22 protein-coding genes, 1 tRNA gene and 1 pseudogene are annotated in these 21916 nt (G+C 37.3%); 16 read left to right on the forward strand and 8 right to left on the reverse strand.

Annotation, left to right across the window (positions count from 1 at the left end; translation table 11 throughout):
- On the forward strand, window positions 1-273 hold a 273-nt coding region (locus ACFILH_RS05720), incomplete at its 5' end, for a DUF6460 domain-containing protein (protein WP_375667494.1).
- Window positions 274-295: 22 nt separating this feature from the next.
- Here ACFILH_RS05720 and ACFILH_RS05725 read toward each other — a convergent pair.
- From ACFILH_RS05725 to ACFILH_RS05735, 3 genes are all read right to left on the reverse strand, one after another.
- Window positions 296-1105, reverse strand: coding sequence for a TIGR02186 family protein (locus tag ACFILH_RS05725; protein WP_375637830.1), 810 nt, complete (start codon window positions 1103-1105; stop codon window positions 296-298).
- A gap of 2 nt (window positions 1106-1107) precedes the next feature.
- Window positions 1108-2028 (reverse strand): sulfite exporter TauE/SafE family protein, encoded by a 921-nt coding sequence (locus tag ACFILH_RS05730; protein WP_375667496.1) that lies wholly within the window; start codon window positions 2026-2028, stop codon window positions 1108-1110.
- Window positions 2029-2206: 178 nt separating this feature from the next.
- Window positions 2207-3025, reverse strand: coding sequence for a hypothetical protein (locus ACFILH_RS05735; RefSeq protein WP_375667498.1), 819 nt, complete (start codon window positions 3023-3025; stop codon window positions 2207-2209).
- Window positions 3026-3537: 512 nt separating this feature from the next.
- On the opposite strand from ACFILH_RS05735, the gene ACFILH_RS05740 reads away from it, so the two are divergent.
- The 7 genes from ACFILH_RS05740 to ACFILH_RS05770 all read left to right on the forward strand — a co-directional run bounded on the left by ACFILH_RS05740 (window position 3538) and on the right by ACFILH_RS05770 (window position 11422).
- Complete coding sequence (locus tag ACFILH_RS05740; RefSeq protein ID WP_273790719.1) at window positions 3538-4284, forward strand: electron transfer flavoprotein subunit beta/FixA family protein; 747 nt, start codon at window positions 3538-3540, stop codon at window positions 4282-4284.
- 51 nt (window positions 4285-4335) lie between these two features.
- Window positions 4336-5256 (forward strand): electron transfer flavoprotein subunit alpha/FixB family protein, encoded by a 921-nt coding sequence (locus ACFILH_RS05745; RefSeq protein ID WP_273790718.1) that lies wholly within the window; start codon window positions 4336-4338, stop codon window positions 5254-5256.
- A 3-nt stretch (window positions 5257-5259) separates the two neighbouring features.
- Complete coding sequence (locus ACFILH_RS05750) at window positions 5260-6924, forward strand: 4Fe-4S dicluster domain-containing protein (RefSeq protein ID WP_375643626.1); 1665 nt, start codon at window positions 5260-5262, stop codon at window positions 6922-6924.
- Between the two features lie 2042 nt (window positions 6925-8966).
- Window positions 8967-9854, forward strand: a complete 888-nt coding sequence (rsmI, locus tag ACFILH_RS05755) for a 16S rRNA (cytidine(1402)-2'-O)-methyltransferase (protein WP_375667499.1) — start codon at window positions 8967-8969, stop codon at window positions 9852-9854.
- Window positions 9855-9858: 4 nt separating this feature from the next.
- Complete coding sequence (locus ACFILH_RS05760) at window positions 9859-10227, forward strand: YraN family protein (RefSeq protein ID WP_273790744.1); 369 nt, start codon at window positions 9859-9861, stop codon at window positions 10225-10227.
- A 102-nt stretch (window positions 10228-10329) separates the two neighbouring features.
- On the forward strand, window positions 10330-10575 hold the full coding sequence (locus ACFILH_RS05765; RefSeq protein WP_273790715.1) for a hypothetical protein: 246 nt from the start codon (window positions 10330-10332) through the stop codon (window positions 10573-10575).
- Window positions 10576-10630: 55 nt separating this feature from the next.
- The gene (locus ACFILH_RS05770; protein ID WP_375643627.1) at window positions 10631-11422 is read left to right on the forward strand and encodes a pyrroline-5-carboxylate reductase; all 792 of its coding nucleotides are present in this window, start codon (window positions 10631-10633) and stop codon (window positions 11420-11422) included.
- A gap of 387 nt (window positions 11423-11809) precedes the next feature.
- On the opposite strand, the gene ACFILH_RS05775 is transcribed toward ACFILH_RS05770, so the two are convergent.
- Window positions 11810-12871, reverse strand: coding sequence for an Mrp/NBP35 family ATP-binding protein (locus tag ACFILH_RS05775; RefSeq protein WP_375637833.1), 1062 nt, complete (start codon window positions 12869-12871; stop codon window positions 11810-11812).
- A 577-nt stretch (window positions 12872-13448) separates the two neighbouring features.
- Here ACFILH_RS05775 and rpmH point away from each other — a divergent pair.
- From rpmH to ACFILH_RS05815, 8 genes are all read left to right on the forward strand, one after another.
- Window positions 13449-13583 carry a 50S ribosomal protein L34 gene (gene rpmH / locus ACFILH_RS05780; protein WP_005864709.1) on the forward strand — a complete coding sequence of 45 codons (135 nt, stop codon included), beginning with the start codon at window positions 13449-13451 and terminating at the stop codon, window positions 13581-13583.
- Window positions 13584-13700: 117 nt separating this feature from the next.
- Window positions 13701-14093, forward strand: a complete 393-nt coding sequence (gene rnpA, locus ACFILH_RS05785; protein WP_273790712.1) for a ribonuclease P protein component — start codon at window positions 13701-13703, stop codon at window positions 14091-14093.
- Window positions 14083-15921 carry a membrane protein insertase YidC gene (gene yidC / locus ACFILH_RS05790; protein ID WP_273790711.1) on the forward strand — a complete coding sequence of 613 codons (1839 nt, stop codon included), beginning with the start codon at window positions 14083-14085 and terminating at the stop codon, window positions 15919-15921. The genes rnpA and yidC overlap by 11 nt, the downstream gene beginning before the upstream one ends.
- Window positions 15918-16562, forward strand: a complete 645-nt coding sequence (yihA, locus tag ACFILH_RS05795) for a ribosome biogenesis GTP-binding protein YihA/YsxC (RefSeq protein ID WP_273790710.1) — start codon at window positions 15918-15920, stop codon at window positions 16560-16562. The genes yidC and yihA overlap by 4 nt, the downstream gene beginning before the upstream one ends.
- Window positions 16563-16701: 139 nt before the next feature.
- Window positions 16702-17394 carry a glutathione S-transferase family protein gene (locus tag ACFILH_RS05800; RefSeq protein WP_273790709.1) on the forward strand — a complete coding sequence of 231 codons (693 nt, stop codon included), beginning with the start codon at window positions 16702-16704 and terminating at the stop codon, window positions 17392-17394.
- 1219 nt (window positions 17395-18613) lie between these two features.
- On the forward strand, window positions 18614-19426 hold the full coding sequence (dapB, locus tag ACFILH_RS05805; protein WP_375643631.1) for a 4-hydroxy-tetrahydrodipicolinate reductase: 813 nt from the start codon (window positions 18614-18616) through the stop codon (window positions 19424-19426).
- Between the two features lie 28 nt (window positions 19427-19454).
- Complete coding sequence (locus ACFILH_RS05810) at window positions 19455-20075, forward strand: 2,3-bisphosphoglycerate-dependent phosphoglycerate mutase (protein ID WP_375643632.1); 621 nt, start codon at window positions 19455-19457, stop codon at window positions 20073-20075.
- Between the two features lie 113 nt (window positions 20076-20188).
- A tRNA-Leu gene (locus ACFILH_RS05815) sits at window positions 20189-20273 on the forward strand.
- 220 nt (window positions 20274-20493) lie between these two features.
- Here ACFILH_RS05815 and ACFILH_RS05820 read toward each other — a convergent pair.
- The 4 genes and pseudogenes from ACFILH_RS05820 to ACFILH_RS05835 form a co-directional block, all read right to left on the reverse strand.
- Entirely contained in the window at window positions 20494-21192 is a 699-nt protein-coding gene (locus tag ACFILH_RS05820) for a DNA adenine methylase (RefSeq protein WP_375667501.1), read from the reverse strand.
- A 63-nt stretch (window positions 21193-21255) separates the two neighbouring features.
- Window positions 21256-21486, reverse strand: coding sequence for a hypothetical protein (locus ACFILH_RS05825; protein ID WP_375667503.1), 231 nt, complete (start codon window positions 21484-21486; stop codon window positions 21256-21258).
- 116 nt (window positions 21487-21602) lie between these two features.
- Window positions 21603-21830 carry a hypothetical protein gene (locus tag ACFILH_RS05830; protein ID WP_012754703.1) on the reverse strand — a complete coding sequence of 76 codons (228 nt, stop codon included), beginning with the start codon at window positions 21828-21830 and terminating at the stop codon, window positions 21603-21605.
- Window positions 21827-21916: pseudogene (locus ACFILH_RS05835) on the reverse strand (DNA adenine methylase); the annotation flags it as partial. The pseudogene ACFILH_RS05835 and the gene ACFILH_RS05830, both read right to left, overlap by 4 nt.

Here is a 21916-nt window from a genome sequence, read left to right on the forward strand (position 1 = left end):
AAAAAAAAATTATTAGATTCTTTTCATGCGTTTCTTGGAGAAAAATCAAGCCGCGTTAGTCTAAAATTGCTTATCCTTTCATTCTTCATTGGTATCGTAATGAATTTTTTGGGATGGACACCTCGAAACCTCATACAAAAAATAGTCGATTTTTTTCAATCACTATGGGAAGCAGGATTTATAACGCTTACAAATTTCTTCCATATAACTATGACAGGAGCTATTGTTGTTGTGCCTATTTTTCTTATCTTACGAATTTTTCATAAAAAATAAAAGCCTTAACATTTTCCTTGCGTTAATCTTTTCGAAAAATCAAACGACACAAAAATCCTGTAGTAATAGCAATAATCACTGCAACAATACCATATAAAAAATGATACTTGTGCGCTGCATAAAAAATTGTATAGGTGATATGTGCTTTAACAATTTCAAGAGTCGTTGTTGCACTATCAATAAACTGTCCATCACGAAAAAGATAAGCACGAACTTTATAATGTCCAACCGGGATATTTGCTGGCAAACGAAAATGCGCTGTGAAAAGTGTGTCAGAACCAAAACGAACCCCACCCACTTCCTCATAATAAAGGCTTTTAGCTTTTTGCAATTTTATAAGTTCATCGCGAAAGATTTGTATTTTTTTCTGATCTTGTTCATCCGTCTGCAATGGCAAATAGAGTAATCCTAACCCTAAGCGTTTATAATCTTCAATGCTCGTAATATCGTCAATTTCACGTGTTGTGACCATAGAGTAAAAAAGAGGAACCTTTTTAAAAATAAGAGAATCTGTATTGACCCATACACCGGCATTGCGTTTTTTTTCTCGCATCACCATTGTCCGATCTTGTCCCTCCAAGCTTACAACAATATCATAACGGTTCTGTCGAGAATATAACGGATCAATATTTTCCAAAACACCAGCAATATAAAGATCACGACCAGCAAAATTTGCATCCACAGTAATCGTATTCGTTGTTACAATAATTTGGACAGTTTCGTGGTCAACTTGATCAATGAATGTAGCTGGCGTCCCAACATGTGACCATGTAGAAAAAGAAATAAAACAAAAGCAACCTGTAATGATGTATAAAGAAAATAATCTACCCATTTTTATCTCATAAGAATATCCAGAGAGAAAAGATTATCAGGGCGTATAAATAATTGAAAAGCAAGACGCATACACACAATCAACACTAAAAATGCAAGTGCCATACGCAATTGTTCAGCCTTTAACTTCCGTCCAACCCGTGTTCCATATTGCGCACCAATACTTCCTCCAAGCATTAACAAAAAAGCCAAGACAATATCAACGGACTGATTAGTCATACTTTGCAAAACTGTCGTGAAAGAAGACACAAATGTAATCTGAAAAAGTGAAGTCCCAATCACCACACTGGTTGGAACACGCAGAAGATAAATCAATGCTGGTATCATAAAGAACCCCCCACCAATTCCCATAATAGAAGACAACAACCCCACAATGAGACCAATCCCTAAAACTGGAATAATGCTAACATATATCATAGATGTCCGAAAACGCATTTTTAAGGGTAAGTGATGAATCCAATTATGTCGACCAGCAAGACGAATATTGGCTTTTCCTGCCTTACGCTTGCGCATCATATCATACCAACTTTCAACGATCATCAAGCTTCCTACACTTCCAAGAAGAATCACATAAAGAAGCGAAATCATTAAGTCTAATTGACCTAACTTTTTCAAAACAGAGAAAACCTGAATCCCGATTAAAGAACCAATCCCTCCTCCAATCGCCAAAAGAATACCAAGTTTAATATCGAGCGTACGTCTTCTAAAATGTGTAATTGCTCCTGTTACAGATGACGCAATCATCTGGTTAGCACCTGTTCCAACAGCAATAGCAGGAGGAATATTATAAAAAATCAATAACGGCGTGATGAGAAACCCACCACCGATTCCAAAAAGTCCTGAAAAAAAACCAGCAACGACTCCCATACCAATCAAGATCAGCATATTGAGTGACATTTCAGCAATTGGTAAATAAATACTCACTTACAGAACCTTCAAGATAATTTGAGGTTTTTTTACAATTAGAGAATCCTTCTCCAATTATCCTCTTTTCCAATAATCTCTGTTGCGTGTTTAAAAGGATAATTTTAGTTGCTATAGCTTCCGCACAAACACGAATGCGCAATACATTTCACATCTATTAACATCAACATCATAAAAATTAAAAAAAACAAGCTCCTTTTAAAAAGCTATAAAAACATAACGTTATCGCTACCATAAATGCAACGGTTAAAAAACAAAGAACACCTTTTTTTAGCAAATAAGATAAAAACGACACATGTTCCCGAGACTGCGTCCTTAAAGAAGAAAAATCATTCTCAATACAATGATTAGATGCCTGAGCACCCATCATACCTTTTTCTTCTATCACAGCATGCTCCACTACCCCCTCAACCTTTTTAAAAGAAGATTTCAGAGCATCACTGGGCAAAGGGCTTCTATCTTCTTGCTGCACCGTATTTTCAACATTTGTTTGGAGTGAAATTATGCTGTTTTCTTTCGAAAAATTTTGCACCTTTTGAAGTAATAAGCGTTCTTGATTTCCCTCACATTCCATGTGAGCAAGTTTTTGTACAACAGAATCAGGTGATTTTGAACGAGACACCCGTCGTGTTACCGCTGCTTCTTCTAAGCTTTTTTTTTCACTCTGCAAACTTTGAACAATTGTTTTAATCTGCTCTAAAGACTGGAAAAGCTTTTTTTCTCTTTGACGACGTATATAATGTTCAGCCAAAATGGCCCGACTAATATCATCTAAGTAAGATTTAAAATGCTCTTCTACCGAACTCTGCTGCATTAAAGAACGAGGCGAATGCTTCATTTGCATTTGCGCATAAACGGTGCGTAATTTTTGAGCAATATCCGACATCGTTACTTCTACAGAAGTATCCATGCTCTCTTTCTGTTCAACAAAAGAAAAGACTTTATCGTTCCTAACCTGTTTGGTCGCCTGGCCGATCGTATGACCCTTCGTATTCACAAACGCCTACCCCTCATTAACCTTTTTGAAAAGAATCGCAACAAATGATGAGAAAGTGTGCTCTATTTTAGTAAATAGAGCTTTAAGAACTCCCAAAAACTTTTTTGTTAGAAATATTTTCCCCAATCTTTATCTAAAATATTTGAAAGAAAGATCTTTAATTTTTCTGTATTCAAGATTTGAAGAGAAAAATCATTCCCCCATTTTTATCTTTTTTACTTAATTTTTCATTGCATAAAGGACCTATTGCACCATCATAAACAAAGCATAAGGAACTAAAAAAATATTCTCACAAGACAAATTGATTTTTTTACTTTTTATTCAAGCAAATAGGGCAATTATGGCAATGCAAAAATATGAAGATTGAAAATGACGACGAGAAAGTACAAGTAAACGTAAAAAAAGCTTATATGAAAGAGAACACAAGTTATAAATTGAGACTTCATTCTAAACAATTTGGTTTCTTATGAGTATTGCTATAAACTTATGACGTACAAACAAAGAGGATCATTATGAAGATAATTGTCGCTGTCAAACGTGTTGTTGATTATAACATCAAGATACGCGTCAAACCTGATAATACAGGCGTTGATCTGTCTCACGTAAAAATGTCTATGAATCCTTTTGATGAGATAGCCGTGGAGGAGGCCATTCGCCAAAAAGAATCCGGTAAAATTTCAGAAGTTCTTCTTGTTTCAATTGGCCCAGAAGCAGCCAAAGAAACTCTACGAACAGGACTTGCAATGGGAGCTGATCGCGCACTTCTTGTCACAACGGATCAAACACTTGAACCCTTAGCAATTGCTAAGGTTCTCAAAACCATTGTTGATGAAGAAAAACCTAATATGGTCTTTTTAGGAAAACAAGCAATTGATGACGATAGCAACCAAACAGGACAAATGCTCGCTGCTCTTCTTGGGTGGGGACAAGCAACTTTTGCCTCACATCTTAACATAGAAAATGGGCATGCTACAGTTACTCGTGAAGTTGATAATGGAACACAAACCCTTTGTCTTCCCCTTCCCATTGTTATGACCGCCGATCTACGGCTCAATGAACCGCGTTACACCTCTCTCCCCAATATCATGAAAGCAAAAAAGAAAATCATTGAACAAAAATCTCTTACTGATCTTGGCGTCGATACGAAAGCACGCTTAACAATTTTAAGCGTTGAAGAGCCAAAACCCCGTCAATCCGGTATAAAAGTGGCAAATGTAGTAGAACTTGTCAGAGCCTTAAAACAGAAGAACTGCATTTAATATTCTCACCACTAGAGTAAAAGCAACACTCACATAAAAGGGCAAAAACTTATGGCAATTCTTTTATTGGCCGATCATAATACAGAAGAAACAGCAAAAGCACTCACCGCTGCACGCGTACTCAGTAATGATATCGATATTCTGGTTTGCGGAGAAAAAATTCAAACGATAGCGGAAAATAGTGCTAAACTTAATGGTGTGCGGCAAGTTCTTATTGCAAAAGCAGACTATTTAGCCCATCAACTTGCCGAGCCTATGGCAGATACAATTCTCACGTTAGCAAATGATTATGATGTGATCATGGCAGCATCCAGCAGTACTGGGAAAAATGTGATGCCGCGCGTAGCAGCTCTTCTTGATCTTATGCAAATTTCAGATATTACCGCCATTCTTTCACCCAATACCTTCAAACGACCAATTTATGCAGGCAATGCATTTGAAACTGTCCGCACCAATGATTATAAAAAGATTATAACAGTTCGCACCGCTTCTTTCACCCCAACGCCTTCCCAAAATAATTCTGCTCCCATTAAAACAATAACACCAGCTCCCAATCCAAATCTTTCTTCTTTCGTAAAAGCAGAGACAAACAAAAGTGATCGTCCTGAGCTCACCTCAGCACGTGTTATTATATCAGGCGGGCGTGGTCTTGGTTCTCAAGAGAAATTTATGGCCCTGCTTCTTCCTCTTGCAAACAAATTAAATGCTGCTTTAGGTGCCAGCCGCGCAGCAGTGGATGCAGGCTATGCTCCCAATGATTGGCAAATTGGACAAACAGGAAAAGTCGTTGCCCCTGAACTCTATATCGCCGTTGGCATTTCTGGTGCAATCCAGCATGTAGCCGGTATAATGGATGCACAAATTATTGTTGCCATTAATAAAGATGAAGAAGCTCCCATCATGCAAATTGCCGATTACACCCTTGTAGGTGATCTCCACCAAATTATTCCAGAATTGGAGAAAGCTTTATAAGCCATGAAAGCACCTCTGCATGACCAACGTGAAAGTATGGAGTTTGATATAGTCATTGTCGGAGCAGGACCTGCAGGGCTTTCTGCCGCAATTCGTTTTAAACAAATTAATCCTGAGCTTTCTGTCACAATTGTTGAAAAAGGGACCGAAGTTGGTGCACATATTCTCTCTGGCGCAGTTGTTGACCCCATTGGTATCGATACACTCTTACCAGAATGGCGAAATGATAACGACCATCCCTTCACAACCCCTGTCACACAAGACCAATTTTTTTTTCTAAAGCCTCAAAAGTCCACAGTATTTCCCAATATTTTGCACCCTAAAATCTTATCAAATAACGGATGTTATATCGTTTCGCTTGGGAGCGTCTGCCGCTGGCTAAGCAAAAAAGCTGAAGCGTTGGGTGTTGAAATCTATCCTGGTTTTGCAGCAACAGAACCCATCATCCAAAAAGATAACGGCGCTATTATTGGTGTTCTCACCGGAGATATGGGGCTTAACAAAGATGGAACCCCTGGAAAAAATTATATGCCTGGGATGGCTTTATTGGCAAAATATACTCTGATTGCGGAAGGAGCACGCGGCTCAATTGCAAAACAACTGATACAACATTTTAATCTTAGCAAAAATCGAGAACCACAAAAATTTGGTCTTGGTCTCAAGGAGCTCTGGGAAATTGCCCCCAACAAACACCAACGCGGTTTAGTACAACATTTCACTGGTTGGCCCTTAGACAATAATACCGGTGGCGGTGGCTTTATTTATCACCAAGAAAACAATATCATTTCTGTCGGTTTTGTTGTGCACTTAGATTACAAAAATCCTTACCTTTCTCCCTTTGAAGAATTTCAACGTTTTAAAACACATCCAAAACTCTATAAAATCTTTAAAGGCGCAAAACGTCTTTCCTATGGTGCACGTGTTATCAGCGAAGGAGGTTGGCAATCTGTACCAAAACTCACCTTTCCTGGTGGGGCGCTTATTGGCTGCTCTGCTGGATTTGTCAATGTTCCTCGTATCAAAGGATCACACAATGCCATCTTATCTGGCATATTAGCTGCCGATAAAATTGCTACCGCTCTTGCACAAGGGCGTGCCCATGATGAGGTTAAAGAAATCGAAGAACAATGGCGAAAAGGGCTCATTGGAAAAGATCTTTATAAAGTGCGAAATGCCAAACCGCTTTGGGCAAAATATGGGACAAAATATGGAATTAAACTTGCTGGTTTTGATATGTGGTGGCAACAACTGTTCGGATTTTCCTTATTTAAAACACTCTCCCATGGAAAGGAAGACTATGCATGCCTTGAACCAGCAGAAAAATTTCAACCCATTTCTTACCCAAAACCAGATGGCGTTGTAACCTTTGATCGCCTTTCAAGTGTTGCCCTTTCCAATACGCATCATGAAGAAAATCAACCTTGTCATTTAAAAATAGCCTCATTAAAAAAACAAAAAGACTCTGAATATGCGATCTATGGAGGCCCCTCTACACGCTATTGTCCCGCCGCTGTCTACGAGTGGCTAGAGGATAATGATCATCTGACTTATATGATCAACGCTTCAAATTGCATACATTGTAAAACATGCGATATCAAAGATCCAAACCAAAATATCACTTGGATCTGTCCGCAAGGTAATGAGGGCCCCTTCTATCCCAATATGTAACCATTGTTCATTTTCCTAAAATTGAAATATACAAAACACATTGAATAAAAATATTTCCCAGATCAGAAATCTATCAATCACCTTCCTTCATACGTTCTTTCACAATGTAAAAAGGACTCTATTCTCATATAAAATACTCTCTTCACCACATAACTTTTTTCAATAGAAAAACATAACATATTTTTATCAAATTTTTTTTATCTAAATGGCAAAACAATAATGAATATATTCTTGAAAATTCTGCAATAAAGGAAAAACTGCGGTTCTCGAAAATCTGAAAGGAAATAAGCCCGTTCTACTTTACCCCCTCTCCCACATGATCCAAAATGCTTTTAGCCCTCTCATAAGAAACATCAATCGTTTTAACTAGCCAAGAGCAAAACCTACGGAGGTACACTTCAAGTTTATTTTTTCTCCTACACTTGGCAAGTAATGCTCACTCAAGAAAACCACAAACAAATGTAGAAAAAACATTGCGAGATAAAGAGATAAAGAGCATGCTTGCTCAAGCCCTTTTTATGTTTCTAATGATAATGACACGAAAAAATCTTACATTAACCTTTTATTTTTGCATTAAAGATAATCGCCTTGCATCTAACCTTTATCAATATACTGCCCTTTACCAATATACTGCAATGAATGTATGCAAATACCGTAAGAATAAGCAGATACCAAGCCATGGAGACTATCGCTATTAGCAAAACATCTGATAAAAACCAAAATAGCTTTCATAACCACTCTATGACGCGTTTTATAGAGTTGTTTGTTTATAAAGCTTGTGCTTTCGCTGTTGCTTGTAAATCAACATCCAAATTGAACATAGTGGTATATTTAAAAGAAAGATTAAGATGAATGAAAGCTCTGCACGCCGTTCCAGATTTTGTAGCTAGAGCAAAAATATTGCATATTCTATTTGAGTAATCTCTGAAACGAAAATACAGTTTCATTTAGCAAGAATATGAAACCTGAAAGGAAAAAACCTGTTTTCCTCTTTACTATCATCTGTCCATTTGGTTTTAAAACTTTCAAAAGCATCACAATATCCTCTAAAAAGAAGAGATAACGTATTGTCCCCGCTTTTATTACTTAAGTTTTTTTATAGGAGCATATCCTTAAAAAAAATAAGGTATCCAAAATTAAAGCAGACTTGTGTTGTTCAATCATGGGCTTGTTTTTAAGAGATAGCTCTCATATCAAACAATTATTTCGCGACACTATCCGAAAAAGGTATAATACACTCCTGTGAACGAACAGTTCTATATTTACGAAATAAAAAGTACAAGCTAGCAGCATCATTTTCTCTGCGATCCCCAATGATGCGATAATCTTTGCTTTGAGAAAGTTTCAAGATGCACGAAAATAATTTTGATTAATGACTATAAGAAGAGCTGAGATAATGTTACGATATTTAAAGCTCCTAATTAATAGGCAAAATAATAAATTTTCCATTACAAATCAAATCTTTAAGATAAAAATTAGCCTTAAACGTTTCTAAGGTACTCATTATACTGTTAAAGCTATAGAGAATATGAAAAAATAAAGTATTTTGCTGATAAGAGCTTATATTTAATCAATAACAATACAGTCAGCTGCCAGTTAACTGTTTGTGCTTCAAAAGAGTCTGTTTATATTTGCTCAGAAAAACAGTTTGGATATCAATAGAATATTTGAAAAATCGGCATTATGAAAATAATCTAAAAAGCTTAGCTTTTAAAAGAGCATAACCAAGCATGAGATGATAACATGGGTAAAATTGTTTTTTGGTTCTCGAAGGAAAAACTTTATAGAAAATCATGGGGCTGATAGAATATTGATTACATTTGGAATTTGTTTTACTGGAAAAAATAATGCGGACCAAAATAGATAATAATGTTAAATTAAGACGTTAAATATGAAATTATCTTATTGTAGTGTAATCGATTATTCGAGTAAGGTAAGCCTTTGTAATGATAAAAAATGTGCTGGTAAAAAATAAGCCAAAATGGCTTATGAGTATGGATAAAAATCTTGTGGTGAGGAGAATTTAATGAAAAGAAAAGAGCATGTGTGAAAAAGCATATTTTATAGGTGCGCATGCTTATTCTGCACCCGTTATAGAATCAGGGCTTTATCTTGTGGCAACACCTATCGGAAATCTTGCAGATATTACGCTTCGTGCTTTGCAAGTGCTTGCAGGAATTGATATTTTAGCGTGTGAGGATACGCGAGTAACACGTGTTTTGTTAGAACGTTACGGTATTCAAAAAAAAACTTTTCTCTATCATGAATATAATGCGCAAAAAGCGGGTCCAAAGCTCTTAGCGGCTTTAGCAGAAAACAAAACAGTAGCACTTGTTTCAGATGCCGGAACACCACTTATTTCTGATCCCGGATTTCGATTGGTGGAAGAGGCCCGTAAAGCTGGTCATAAAATCATTCCTATTCCTGGAGCATCCGCTCTTTTAGCCGCTCTTATACCGACAGGGCTTCCTACTGATAGCTTTTTTTTTGCAGGTTTTTTGAGTGCACGAAAGCTACAACGCCGAAAACGGTTGGAACAATTAAAAGAGATTCCAGCAACTTTGATTTTTTATGAATCACCGCATCGTCTTGTTGAAACTTTACAGGATATGGTCACACTTTTTTCGGCTGATCGACCTGCTGCCATTTGTCGTGAATTAACAAAAAAGTTTGAAACAATAGATGTTTCCAATTTGGGGAACTTGTTGGAAAATTACAGAAAACAAGCACATATTCGTGGAGAAATTGTTGTAGTTGTAGGAGAATCATCTTCTTCTTTAAATGTGATAAGTGATCAAGAAATTGATGAAATGCTACTAGAACGCGCACGGACATATTCTGCTGCTCAAGCGGCAGCTTTTGTTGCAAAAAAAACCGGTTTAAAAAAGCAGGAACTTTTTCAGCGATTAATCTTTTTAAAAAATGCATAAAATGATGCAAAAAAAACGCAGACAAAAGTCTTTTTATCGAGGGGTACGTGCAGAAAAATTGGCAGCTTGGTGGCTACGTTGCAAAGGGTTTCACATTGCCGAAAGGCGTTTTAAAACAAAATGTGGGGAAATTGATTTAATTGCACGACGCGGAAATCTTGTGTTAATCGTTGAAGTTAAAGCACGTTCAACGTTGGCTGAAGCAATGGAAGCGGTTTCCCGAATGAATGAAAGGCGAATTGAAGCAGCTGCCGATATTTGGCTCGCACGGCAAAAAGATTATGCCCTTTTGTCTGTGCGCTTTGATTTGGTTGCAATTTTACCTTGGCGTTGGCCACAGCATATCCCTGCATTTTTTACATCTGATCAATAAAAGACACCCCCCGTTTTAACCATATTCAATAAAAAACATTTCGTTTTTATGTGCATATGCGTTAAAAAGTGTGTAATAATTGAGCGCTATAAGGAGCAAAATATGGATGATTATGAAAAGTTTGCAACAGGTTTACTCATTATTTTTGGAGCGCTCATTATTGGTGGTTTAATGGCAATGCATATTGTACTTATGAATAAACCAGGTTTTTTATTTGCATTAGCCGCAGCTGTTGTTGGTTGGTTTTCTGCTTTTGCCGTTCTCTTTGACAAGCCTAAAATCTATTTGGGCTTGATTATTCTTGCTATGTTATGTGTTGCTTCTTCAATTAGCGTTTATGTTAGTTAAAACACCTGAAATGTTGATTGAGATTCCTTTAAAAATATAAAACTGAGAAATAGAAATGAAACTTGGCTTTTTAGGAACGGGTACAATCAGTGCTTCAATGGTGAATGGCTTAATGACAAGCACCTTTGATGTTTCTTCCATTATTGTTTCGCCTCGCAATGCACAAACAGCAGAGCGCCTTTCACGCACCTATGATACGGTTATGATTGCTGAAAATAACCAAGCGTTGCTCGATGTTAGTGATTGTGTTTTTCTTTGCTTGCCCAATCAAATTGCAGAAGACGTTTTGCGCTCTCTTTGTTTTCGTCCAGAACAGCTGGTTATTTCCGTACTTGCTATGGCAAAAGCAGCAGAAATAGAAGAGTGGATTAATCATAAAGTTTATCGTGCTGTTCCATTACCTTTTGTTGCAGAATGCAAAAATTTGACACCAATCTATCCCGATCATCCCTTTTTACGCACTTTATTTGATGCATTGGGGGGCACATTAGTGCTGGATAAGGAAGAGCAGTTTAATCTTTTTATGACAGCAGGTTCACTTATGGGAGTATATTTTAATTTTATAGAAACTGCCCATCAATGGTTTATAACACAAGGGTTAAAAAAACAGCAATCAGCAGAATTCCTTACTATGATGTTTGGAAATCTTACGGATGAAATGCGTAAAATTACAGCAACGGATCATTCTGCATTTCTCGATTTTGCACTGCTTGAAAAAGAGTTTTCAACAAAGGGTGGAACAAATGAATTTTTGTCAGATTACTTTTCTCATCAAGGGGGAAGGAATGCTTTAACAACCGCTCTTGAGGCTACTTTGCAAAAAATGAATGCTTCTAAAAAGACTTGACCAATATTTTTATCATCTCAATAAGAAAAAACTAAATGTTGAAGATGTATATCAAGAAAACTCACATCGAAAAATGCTTTTTTACACCTGAAAAAATACTATTTTATGAAAAAATTGATTATTAAAATATTTTTTACAACCTTTTACAATTTTTCTAAATTACTTTTATTTTCTGTCTTCTTTTAGCCTCAAGTCCAATATTTTTTTCTACCTCACGGCTCCAACTCTTCAATTTGTGTCCCCTTCAGGTTATCCAAACGCATGAATAATTTTTTATTTATTTAACCTAATATACTCCATTCTCGCATTAAAACTTCTCCTTACAAAGAAGAAACTATTTTTATGTCTTTCATGATTGTGTTTTAATAAACTCTCTTAAAAAAACATTCAAAAGAGTTGATTTTTTATTTGATCAACAATTTTACGATATAGTTTAGCATGCTCTTCACTAGGCTTAGCAACAAAAATAGGGACCCCCTCATCTGAAGAAAATCTTAAAGCCGCATCAAGCGGTATTTCCGCTAAGAAAGGGACTTCTCGACGTTCCGCTTCTGCCCGTGCACCACCATAGCCAAAAATATCATAGCGTTTTCCTGTATCAGGAGCGATAAAATAACTCATATTCTCAATGAGTCCTAAAATAGGAACATTGACTTTCATGAACATTTCTATTGCTTTACGCGCATCCACTAAAGCAAGATCTTGTGGCGTAGAGACAACCAACGCACCTGTTAATTGTACCTGTTGAGCAAGCGTTAATTGTGCATCCCCTGTACCGGGCGGCATATCAACGACTAAAATGTCCAGAGGGCCCCATACAACATCTCGTAACAATTGCGTTACAGCTGCCATAACCATAGGACCACGCCATACTACCGGCTTTTCTTCCTCAACCAAAAATCCCATCGACATCAATTTAAGTCCGAATTTTTCAAGAGGTTGAATCTTTTTTTCTCCAATAAGCTGTGGTTTTTGATTAACAAGTCCTGTCAAACGTGGCAACGAAGGACCATAAATATCAGCATCCATCACCCCCGTCTTGAAACCAGAATCTTGTAAAGCTAAGGCGATATTTACTGCCATCGTAGATTTTCCTACCCCTCCTTTTCCAGAAGCAACAGCAATCACATGCCGCACACCTTCTATGGGCATTTTGATCGGTAAGAGATTTGCTCTCCGTCTAGGTACTGCCTTTGTTGTTTTTTCTGCTGTAAGTGTGACAACAACAGATTTCACTCCTTCCAAGGCACATACCATCTTTTCAGCAGAACGACGCAATGATTCCCATTCTTGCACACCTCCATCAGGAACTGTAATAGAAAAGAAAACCTTACCATCAGCAATCAATATTTCTGAAAGAAGACCCAACGACACAATATCGCTTTCAAGATCTGGTCCTTTGATTGTACGTAATACGTTGCGGACAGCTTCACTTGTGATAGGATCCACGTTCTTTCCTCTCTATAAAAATACCAGCAAATACAAGCATAAGAACAAAAAATACTTACAGGCTTATCACCTGATAATTTTCTACTTTACTCAGCATTATAAAGTATACATTACTTATATCTTATTCTCTTTAAAAATATGAAACCATCCTTAAATAAAGAAGCTCAAACATAGAATCTGATATAAATCCTATTAATCATGTTTGTGCTACAACCACTTTAATGAATATTCTGATAAAAATTTTGTAAAAAAAAACTCTTAATATTAAAGGATATTTTAAATTGAGCATACAGTAATCAGTCACACTTTCTTTAATTCTTTAACGCCCTAGCCATTTACGTTCTGTAGATTCAATTGTTATTTTCTAACACTCTTACAGTATTGTAAAAAAGTGTCACAGACAGTTATAAGGTGTTTTGTATTCTTTCAAGAAAGAGAAAAACAATCTAAGATTGACTTTTTTTATATTTTTCCTTATGGGTTAACAGCCGTATGATAGGATAAAATTATCCCTCTCGCGCATAACTGCTCGTAAAACGAAGATTAAGAAGGGCCGCACTCCGCGGTATTTAAATAAATGAAACGTACTTACCAACCCTCTAAACTTGTCCGTAAACGCCGCCATGGGTTTCGTGCACGCATGGCCACAGCTGGAGGACGTAAAGTTATTGCTGCAAGACGTGCTCGTGGACGTAAGCGGCTCTCTGCCTAACCATTTAAATTTTCACAACCTTTGAGGATTGCTCATCATTTCTTCGTTGTGAAACTTTCATTATGAACCTCTAATGCCTGCTTGCAGGCATTTAGTGAAATTGCGAAATGTTCTTTTATGAAGAAAAAACATCCCTGCCGTATTCGCAAAAGAGCAGATTTTTTGGCTGCCCGTACAGGAGAAAAACGACGTGGTCCTTTATTTTTGCTCGAAGTTAAATCTCGTGAACAAACAACAGAAAGAAAAGATTCTCTTTTTGCACGTGTAGGCTTCACTGTTACTCGTAAAAACGGTAATGCTGTGAAACGTAATCGTATTAAAAGGCGCTTGCGTGAAGCCGTGAGAGTTGGTGTAACAAACCACATGGAAGCAGGAACAGATTATGTCATTGTAGCGTACCGTGATGTGTTACATGCGCCTTTTACATCCTTGATTAGTGAATTAAATCGGCGAATAAAACCAAAAATAAAACATCAGCAACAACAACAAGGGTGTACGGATGGAATATAACCGCAATTTCTTTATCGCTATTGGCTTATCTTTCGTAGTGCTCATCGCATGGCAATTTCTTCATGTTGCTCCCAAACAAGCAAAGTTACAAAAACAACATGTCATCACACAGCAATTGTCAAAACAACAATCAGCCCTTTCTACTACCACGACGGATTTTTCTGACGATACCTCAACGCATCAAGCAACATCTATCATCGAACAGCCAATGACACCTGAAATCCGGAAAGCTGTATTGGCCAAAACAGAGCGTATTGCGATCCAAACCAATGAACTGGAAGGCTCTATTAATCTTGTTGGTGCACAATTTGATGATCTTCACCTCAAAAAATATCGTTTAACAGTCGATAAAAAATCACCGGAAATCGATTTGCTAAACCCTAAAGGTTTCAAAACGACCTACCTTGCTGAATTTGGTTTTGCAAGTGCGTCTTTGCCAGCAAAAGCCTTGCCACAATCGGATACAAAATGGCAAGTAGAGGGAAACAATACAATCCTGACTCCTTCAACACCTATCACTTTAATTTATAATAATGGACAGGGACAAATCTTCCGACGGACCCTTTCTGTTGATGATCATTTCATGTTTACCATTGAGGATTCTATCAGCAATGAAAGTGATCAACCAATACATCTCTCGTCCTATGCCCGCGTTGCACGTGCTGCACCACCAGAACATACAAATGCAACCTATTTACTTCATGAAGGTATGATAGGTATTGCTGGAGATTCGCTCAAAACTGAAAAATATAAAACCTTAGCAGAGCTTGACCCAAATCCTGATAATGGGCAAAAGAGCGTGACTTTTTCCAAAGTAACAGGAGGTTGGATTGGTATTACCGATAAATATTGGGCTGTAGCAGTTATTCCCCCGCAAAATAAAGAATATACAAGCCGTTTTATTTATTTTGATCGTTTGCAAACACATTATCAGTCTGACTTGCTAGGGTCGCTTTTAACGATTGCCCCAAATGAAACAAAAACTGTTACAAATCGTCTTTTTGCTGGTGCAAAACAAGTTGAAATTATTAATAGTTATCAAAATGACCTAAAAATCAAAAAGTTTGCTCTTTTAATTGATTGGGGCTGGTTTGATTTCATCACCAAACCAATGTTTTCCCTCATTGATATTCTTTATAAACAAACAGGGAATTTTGGTATAGCCATCCTTCTTGTCACAGTGCTCTTAAAAACTCTTCTTTTCCCTCTAGCCAATAAATCTTATAAATCTATGGCACGCATGAAGCTTTTACAACCGCGGTTGCTAGAAATAAAAGAAAAGTATCCCGATGACCAAACCAAACAACAAAAGGCAATAATAGAACTATATAAAACCGAAAAAATAAATCCCCTTGCAGGCTGTTGGCCGATGTTGGTTCAATTCCCAATATTCTTTGCTCTTTATAAAGTTCTCTATATCACCATTGAAATGCGCCATGCCCCTTTCTTTGGCTGGATTAAAGATTTAGCGGCACCCGATCCAACTTCTCTTTTTAACTTGTTTGGTCTCTTGCCATATACAACGCCAACATTTCTTATGATTGGTGCATGGCCTTTGATTATGGGAATAACGATGTTTTTACAAATGCGTATGAATCCCGCTCCTCAAGACCAAACCCAAGCGATGATATTCACATGGATGCCTGTTGTCTTTACTTTTATGCTCGCCTCTTTCCCTGTTGGTCTCGTCATCTATTGGGCATGGAACAATATATTATCAATCATTCAGCAAGGTATCATGATGAAGCGCCAAGGAGTTAAAATTGAGCTTTTTGATAATCTGAAAGCCATCTGGAGAAGATCACCCAAAAAAGAAGTGCGTGAATGACAAGAGATTCTTCCCTTTCTGGAATTTTTTCTCGCAATTGGATTTTTATTCGTGGTGTACCAGCAATACGCTTTCTCCCCCCCGAAGGACCACCAGAAATTGCATTTGCAGGACGTTCCAATGTTGGAAAATCATCTTTAATCAACGCACTCGTTCAACAAAAAAGCTTAGCACGTACCTCAAATACACCAGGACGGACTCAAGAGCTTAATTATTTTGTCCCCGATGGCTTCAGTGGGCAACTAGGAGACCTTCCCCCTCTAGCATTAGTAGATATGCCTGGTTATGGTTTTGCTGCTGCTCCTAAAAATCTTGTTGATGAGTGGAAAAATTTGATTTTTAGCTATTTACGGGGGCGCACAACGTTAAAACGTGTATATATCTTGATTGATTCACGGCACGGAATCAAAAATAATGATGAAGATGTTCTTGCTCTCCTTGATAAAGCAGCCGTTTCTTATCAAATTGTTTTGACAAAAAGCGATAAAATCAAATCAAATGCCTTGGAAAAATTAATTATGAGCACACAAACAAAGCTTCTTAAACGCCCAGCAGCTTATCCTGAGCTTCTTGTAACCTCTTCAGAAAAAGCTATCGGTTTAGAAGAATTACGTGCTGCCATTTTGCAAACCATCGCATAAGAGAACAATTCTTGGTCATTAACAATTTATTAATTATAATTACTAGCAGCTGCTAATGATCTTGTACTTCTAGTCAAGCATCTTTATAAAAATGATTACTTGAAAGAATTCTCTTCAACTCTATTTGATAGTGTAAATTATGCTGACACTTTTTCACTCTCCCCTATCCGCTGCCTCGCGCTTCATACGCCTCATTCTTGGGGAATATGGTGTAACCACTCAACTGATTGAAGAATATGAATGGGCAAGAAGACACGAATTTCTAGCCCTCAATCCCGCTGGTCATGTTCCTGTTTTTCTCGATGAACACGAGGTTCCATTATCAGGTCCTCTTGTTATCTGCGAATATTTAGACGAAACACATGGAAGTTTACGACAAGAAAATAAGCTCTTTCCGGAAAATCCTTTAGATCGTGCAGAAGTACGCCGTCTCAATGACTGGTTCTTAAATAAATTCGAAAATGAAGCAACGCGCCATATCGTACGAGAACGAATCCATAAACGTGAAATGCCACTTGCCATTGGCGGTGGTGCTCCTAATTCACAAATTTTACGCAATGCACGTGCCAATATTTTACCACATATGAACTATCTCAATTGGCTCTGTGCCTCTCGCGATAGCTTAGTCGGTTCTGCCTTGTCCTATGCAGATCTAGCAGCAGCAGCTTCTATTTCTGTACTTGACTTTCTAGGGGAAATTGACTGGGAACAATCTCCTGCTGCCAAAGACTGGTATATGAGAATAAAATCACGCCCTTCTTTTCGTTCTCTTTTAACAGATCGCGTCCGCGGAATTGTTGCAAGTGCTCACTATGCAGATCTTGATTTCTAGCCTTCTCTCACAAACAAAAATAAAAGTGATATTTTATCTAAAGGATATTTATAGGTTTATGAATTTTTATGCATGCGTATAAACGATATAATGATTTATAATCGTATTCAACAGGGAATAAGACCCATTATAATTGAATCAAAAAAAATACTTTCTTATCGTGTCACAAAAAAAGATTAGCACAGGAATAAAAAATATTTAAGAAAGCATTTTAACGACTCTCTTTAAATACAAGAGCTGTAGCATCATTAGAAGCTAGGCAAATAAAATAACAATACTTAACGCATGTTATCCTCAAGTCTCCCCAATATATGAAAAAACGCATTGCATAACATATATACTATTTGCTCTATAATAAAAAAATCCTCATCATGCGTTTTTACAACATAACAATTTTTTAAACTGACTTTCCTAAAAGATGAAGAATCCGACCAACTCTCGTGTGAAAACAATCCAACTTCTTGTTAGCCCCTTGTTTTTATCCCCTTTTTACGTGATTTTATTTATGGGTAACATATTGATATACAATGATAAATAATCGTTTTTTTACTTTAATCATCAATTCCAAATACCTTTTTCTCATTACCTTCATCACATTTAAAACAATCAAAATCGCTTTCTTATGCGTCACAAATGGAATTGGTAAATGAAAGAATATTAAAGAAAAGAATGAAAATGCCTAAGTGCCAAGAATTATTAAAACATTAAAGGCTAACAAAACGTATGATAATGCTAATTTTCTCTATTTATGAAGCATAAAGATAGTGGCGCAGAATAGATGTTATATTATTCATGGATACTCTCTCGTGATACCACTCACGAGCACTATCATAAAATAAGTTTAGAAGAATTGATAAATATTTCTTTAAGAAAAGCGCATGAATTAACCACATAGGTGTATTTTGTTTTGGAGGTCTTGTTTTGCATGAAGAACGCTCCCCCCTTAAAGAACGAAAGAAACAAAAGCGTAAAGTAATACACAATCTCCTTTAGGTGACATAAGCAAACCTTACTTAGGAATATTCATCACACACTCTAACGAAAAACATCTCTATTTAAATTTGCAGATCTTATATCACTTGCTCTAAACAACAGTATTTTACAGCATAACAAGATAAATTAAAGCAGGAAAAAAATTTTTCTATAAAGAAAAAGAACCATTGGAAAGAAGGCAAGAATTTGCCTATACTGCACAGTAAAGTATTATAAGGAGATAAAAATGCGCCTTACAGTTGTTGGTGCAAATGGAAGAATGGGACGTGAACTCATTACAGCAATCCAGCAGAGGAGAGATGTAGAACTTTGTGCTGTTCTTGTACGCAAAGGCTCACCGTTTGTAGGAAAAGATGCCAGTGCCTTAATTGGTTCAGATTCTCTTGGGATTGGTATCACTGACGATCCCGAAAATGCCTTTTCTAATACAGAAGGTATTTTAGATTTTTCACAACCAGAAGCCAGTATTCTTTATGCTAACTACGCTGCTCAAAAAAGCCTTGTCCATATTATTGGCACCACAGGATTTAGCAAAACAGAAGAAGAAAAAATTGCAGATTTTGCGAAATATACAACAATTGTCAAATCCGGAAATATGAGCCTTGGAATAAATCTTTTAGCCAACCTTGTAAAGAAAGCTGCTAAAGCATTAGAAGCCGATGATTTTGATATCGAAGTTTATGAAATGCATCACGCTAACAAAGTTGACGCCCCTTCTGGAACAGCCCTTCTTCTTGGCCAAGCAGCAGCTGAAGGGCGCAATGTTATGCTTAAAAATGTGCGTGTCAACGAACGCAATGGTCATATAGGTAAACGCAAAAAAGGCACCATTGGCTTTTCCTGTTCACGTGGTGGGACAGTTGTTGGAGAACACAGTGTCATTTTTGCCGGCTCCAATGAGCGCATTGTTCTTTCACATACAGCGCAAGAACGCTCTATCTTTGCCAATGGCGCATTAAAAGCAGCTTTATGGGCACAAAATCATGAAAGCGGTCTTTATTCAATGTTCGATGTTTTGGGATTGAACGATGAATTTTAAACAATCAATAGAATAGAGGCAATGCATAATGGGACGCATACTTACACTAATTCGTCATGGACAAAGTGAATGGAATCTCAAAAACCTTTTTACCGGTTGGAAAGATCCTGATTTAACAGAAAAAGGTCATGCCGAAGCGATAGCAGCAGGAAAAAAACTGAAAGAATATGGTTTGAAGTTTGATATCGCTTATACATCAACCTTACAGCGTGCTCAAAAAACCGCTCAGCACATTTTAGAGCAAATGGGACAATCAGATTTAGAAGTGATAAAAAATCCTGCATTAAATGAACGTAATTATGGTGATCTTTCTGGTTTAAATAAAGATGAAGTACGCCAACAATGGGGGCAAGAGCAAGTGCAAATGTGGCGCCGCTCCTATACAATTGCACCCCCGAATGGAGAAAGCCTACGCGACACCGGTGCGCGCATCTGGCCTTATTATCTTTACCATATCCAGCCTCATATTTTGCGCTCCAAAACTGTTTTAATCGCAGCGCATGGAAATTCTCTTCGTGCTCTTATTATGGCGCTTGAAGGTCTCTCCGGTGAGGAAATTATATCTCAAGAATTAGCGACCGGTATTCCTATTATTTACACATTTAATCCGGATTCAACAATTTTATCAAAGAAAGTCCTCACACCTTAAACTTCTAAAATCATGATCTCCCCAAAAATTCAATTCAATCGTTTTAAGCTGAAAAAATAAATTCTATAATTTTATTGACAGAATTGCGTCATGCGCTTAGATGAATTTTATGAGCCCAGATGGCGGAATTGGTAGACGCGCAGGTTTCAGGTACCTGTGCCGTAAGGCGTGGAGGTTCGAGTCCTCTTTTGGGCACCATGCTCTTTTTTATCCAAAATAATTTATTGATTTTCCATATATTTTTTACAGTGAGGGACGCGTAAATAAAAGTTAGGGAATAGGATTTTGCAACACGTCTCTCTAATTATTACGAATCAAGAGTTCTTTTCGGGGTGGTTTTTTAGCAAAACCAGAGGTCCAAAGGGTCTCTAATTCTAAAAAGTCAAAATCCTTAAAGATCTCTCGAACCGCATCACAATCATTTAGACTCAAGACAAATTTGCCTTGTATGCNCAAAATCCTTAAAGATCTCTCGAACCGCATCACAATCATTTAGACTCAAGACAAATTTGCCTTGTATGCTTTTGAGAACTTTTGCCATACTCACAAAATCATCTTCAACAAAATTCCCAGAGCTGTAACACTTCTTCTTCACTAGATAAGGCGGGTCTAGGTAAAATAAACTGTCGGGTGCATCAAATAGCTCGATAACCCGTTCCCACGACAAATTTAAGATTGTCGTATCAAGAAGCTTCTGTCTAACACGCCTCATCCTTGATAACAGCTTTTCGGGATTAAACTCTGCCGTTCTTTTCCTTCCAAAACTAAAAGAGACATACTCTTTTTTCCCATACATCACACAACGTTGGAGAAACAAAAAACGTGCGGCTCTTTCAACTTTGGAAAGGCTCTCTGGTTCAATAGCCGCAAGTTCAAAAAACAACTGTCTTGAACAAACAAACCATTCTAGTCGTTTGGCTAAATCATCAAAGTTATTTTGAACGCATTGAAACAGGTTCGTGATCTCTCCATTCAGATCATTAATCACGGAATATTTTGCTGGTCTTTTATTTAGGAAAATAACACCAGAGCCTAAAAACGGTTCAACATAGGTTTCATGGTCAATATTATTTAAAATCGGTATAATTTTCTTACGCAGATAGTGTTTACCACCCATCCACGCAAACAATGTTTGTGTAAATTCTTGTTTCATCATATTTTTAAAGGAGAGATTTGATATTTAACTTTTGGTTAACCATCTTTTAAGATGTGAGAAGCTATTCTCTATGGCGTCCACAAAACGGGAAAAATCTATTACAAACATAAAGACAACAAAGGCTATCAATTTCATGATGCGTGACATCATCTTTAAACCTTGGTAGGTATCTATCATCTCGTGAAGGAGCTGTTGTTCTTTTTCTGTAAGATCTTTATCTTTGCTGCTTCGTTTCTTGACCATCTTTCCAACCACATAAATGGGCTCCCTGCTTGTTATGCTTCAAAATATCTCTTGCAAGGTTGGAACTGATGACCGCAACATCCTTATTATCCAAATAAATGGGCAACCAGCCACCACAAGAAACAGACCTATTTGCCGCGCACCCAACGAGAAAGTTCAGAGCGCACACCAGCATCACTTTTTTGATTAACTTCATTTTCCACCTCAAGCCGCGTTGTTGCTGTCTTTAAAGCATTCTCTGTTTGCTTTTGCCTTTCGCTTTGCTTGCCAAGGTGAAACGCCTTGGCTAAAGCCATAAAAAAAACGGCTAAAGCCGCTGTAAACATCAGAGAATATTTCTTTAGCCAAAAAATCATAAGCGTTGCTCCCGAAACCGCTTGGCGACAATCACTATGCCCGTTACAGCCGCTAAAACCATGATGCCTGCTAATGCCCATTGCAC

The organism is Bartonella sp. CL435QHHD, from assembly GCF_042195095.1.
In the GTDB taxonomy this organism is placed as follows: domain Bacteria; phylum Pseudomonadota; class Alphaproteobacteria; order Rhizobiales; family Rhizobiaceae; genus Bartonella.

Coding starts and splice junctions, on each gene's coding strand:
- ACFILH_RS05740 (WP_273790719.1), top strand. CDS start 3,538: ATGAAGATAATTGTCGCTGTCAAACGTGTTGTTGATTATAACATCAAG.
- ACFILH_RS05760 (WP_273790744.1), top strand. CDS start 9,859: ATGCAAAAAAAACGCAGACAAAAGTCTTTTTATCGAGGGGTACGTGCA.
- rnpA (WP_273790712.1), top strand. CDS start 13,701: ATGAAGAAAAAACATCCCTGCCGTATTCGCAAAAGAGCAGATTTTTTG.
- yihA (WP_273790710.1), top strand. CDS start 15,918: ATGACAAGAGATTCTTCCCTTTCTGGAATTTTTTCTCGCAATTGGATT.
- ACFILH_RS05770 (WP_375643627.1), top strand. CDS start 10,631: ATGAAACTTGGCTTTTTAGGAACGGGTACAATCAGTGCTTCAATGGTG.
- ACFILH_RS05765 (WP_273790715.1), top strand. CDS start 10,330: ATGGATGATTATGAAAAGTTTGCAACAGGTTTACTCATTATTTTTGGA.
- ACFILH_RS05810 (WP_375643632.1), top strand. CDS start 19,455: ATGGGACGCATACTTACACTAATTCGTCATGGACAAAGTGAATGGAAT.
- dapB (WP_375643631.1), top strand. CDS start 18,614: ATGCGCCTTACAGTTGTTGGTGCAAATGGAAGAATGGGACGTGAACTC.
- rsmI (WP_375667499.1), top strand. CDS start 8,967: ATGTGTGAAAAAGCATATTTTATAGGTGCGCATGCTTATTCTGCACCC.
- ACFILH_RS05750 (WP_375643626.1), top strand. CDS start 5,260: ATGAAAGCACCTCTGCATGACCAACGTGAAAGTATGGAGTTTGATATA.
- ACFILH_RS05800 (WP_273790709.1), top strand. CDS start 16,702: ATGCTGACACTTTTTCACTCTCCCCTATCCGCTGCCTCGCGCTTCATA.
- ACFILH_RS05745 (WP_273790718.1), top strand. CDS start 4,336: ATGGCAATTCTTTTATTGGCCGATCATAATACAGAAGAAACAGCAAAA.
- rpmH (WP_005864709.1), top strand. CDS start 13,449: ATGAAACGTACTTACCAACCCTCTAAACTTGTCCGTAAACGCCGCCAT.
- yidC (WP_273790711.1), top strand. CDS start 14,083: ATGGAATATAACCGCAATTTCTTTATCGCTATTGGCTTATCTTTCGTA.
- ACFILH_RS05830 (WP_012754703.1), bottom strand. CDS start 21,830: ATGATTTTTTGGCTAAAGAAATATTCTCTGATGTTTACAGCGGCTTTA.
- ACFILH_RS05725 (WP_375637830.1), bottom strand. CDS start 1,105: ATGGGTAGATTATTTTCTTTATACATCATTACAGGTTGCTTTTGTTTT.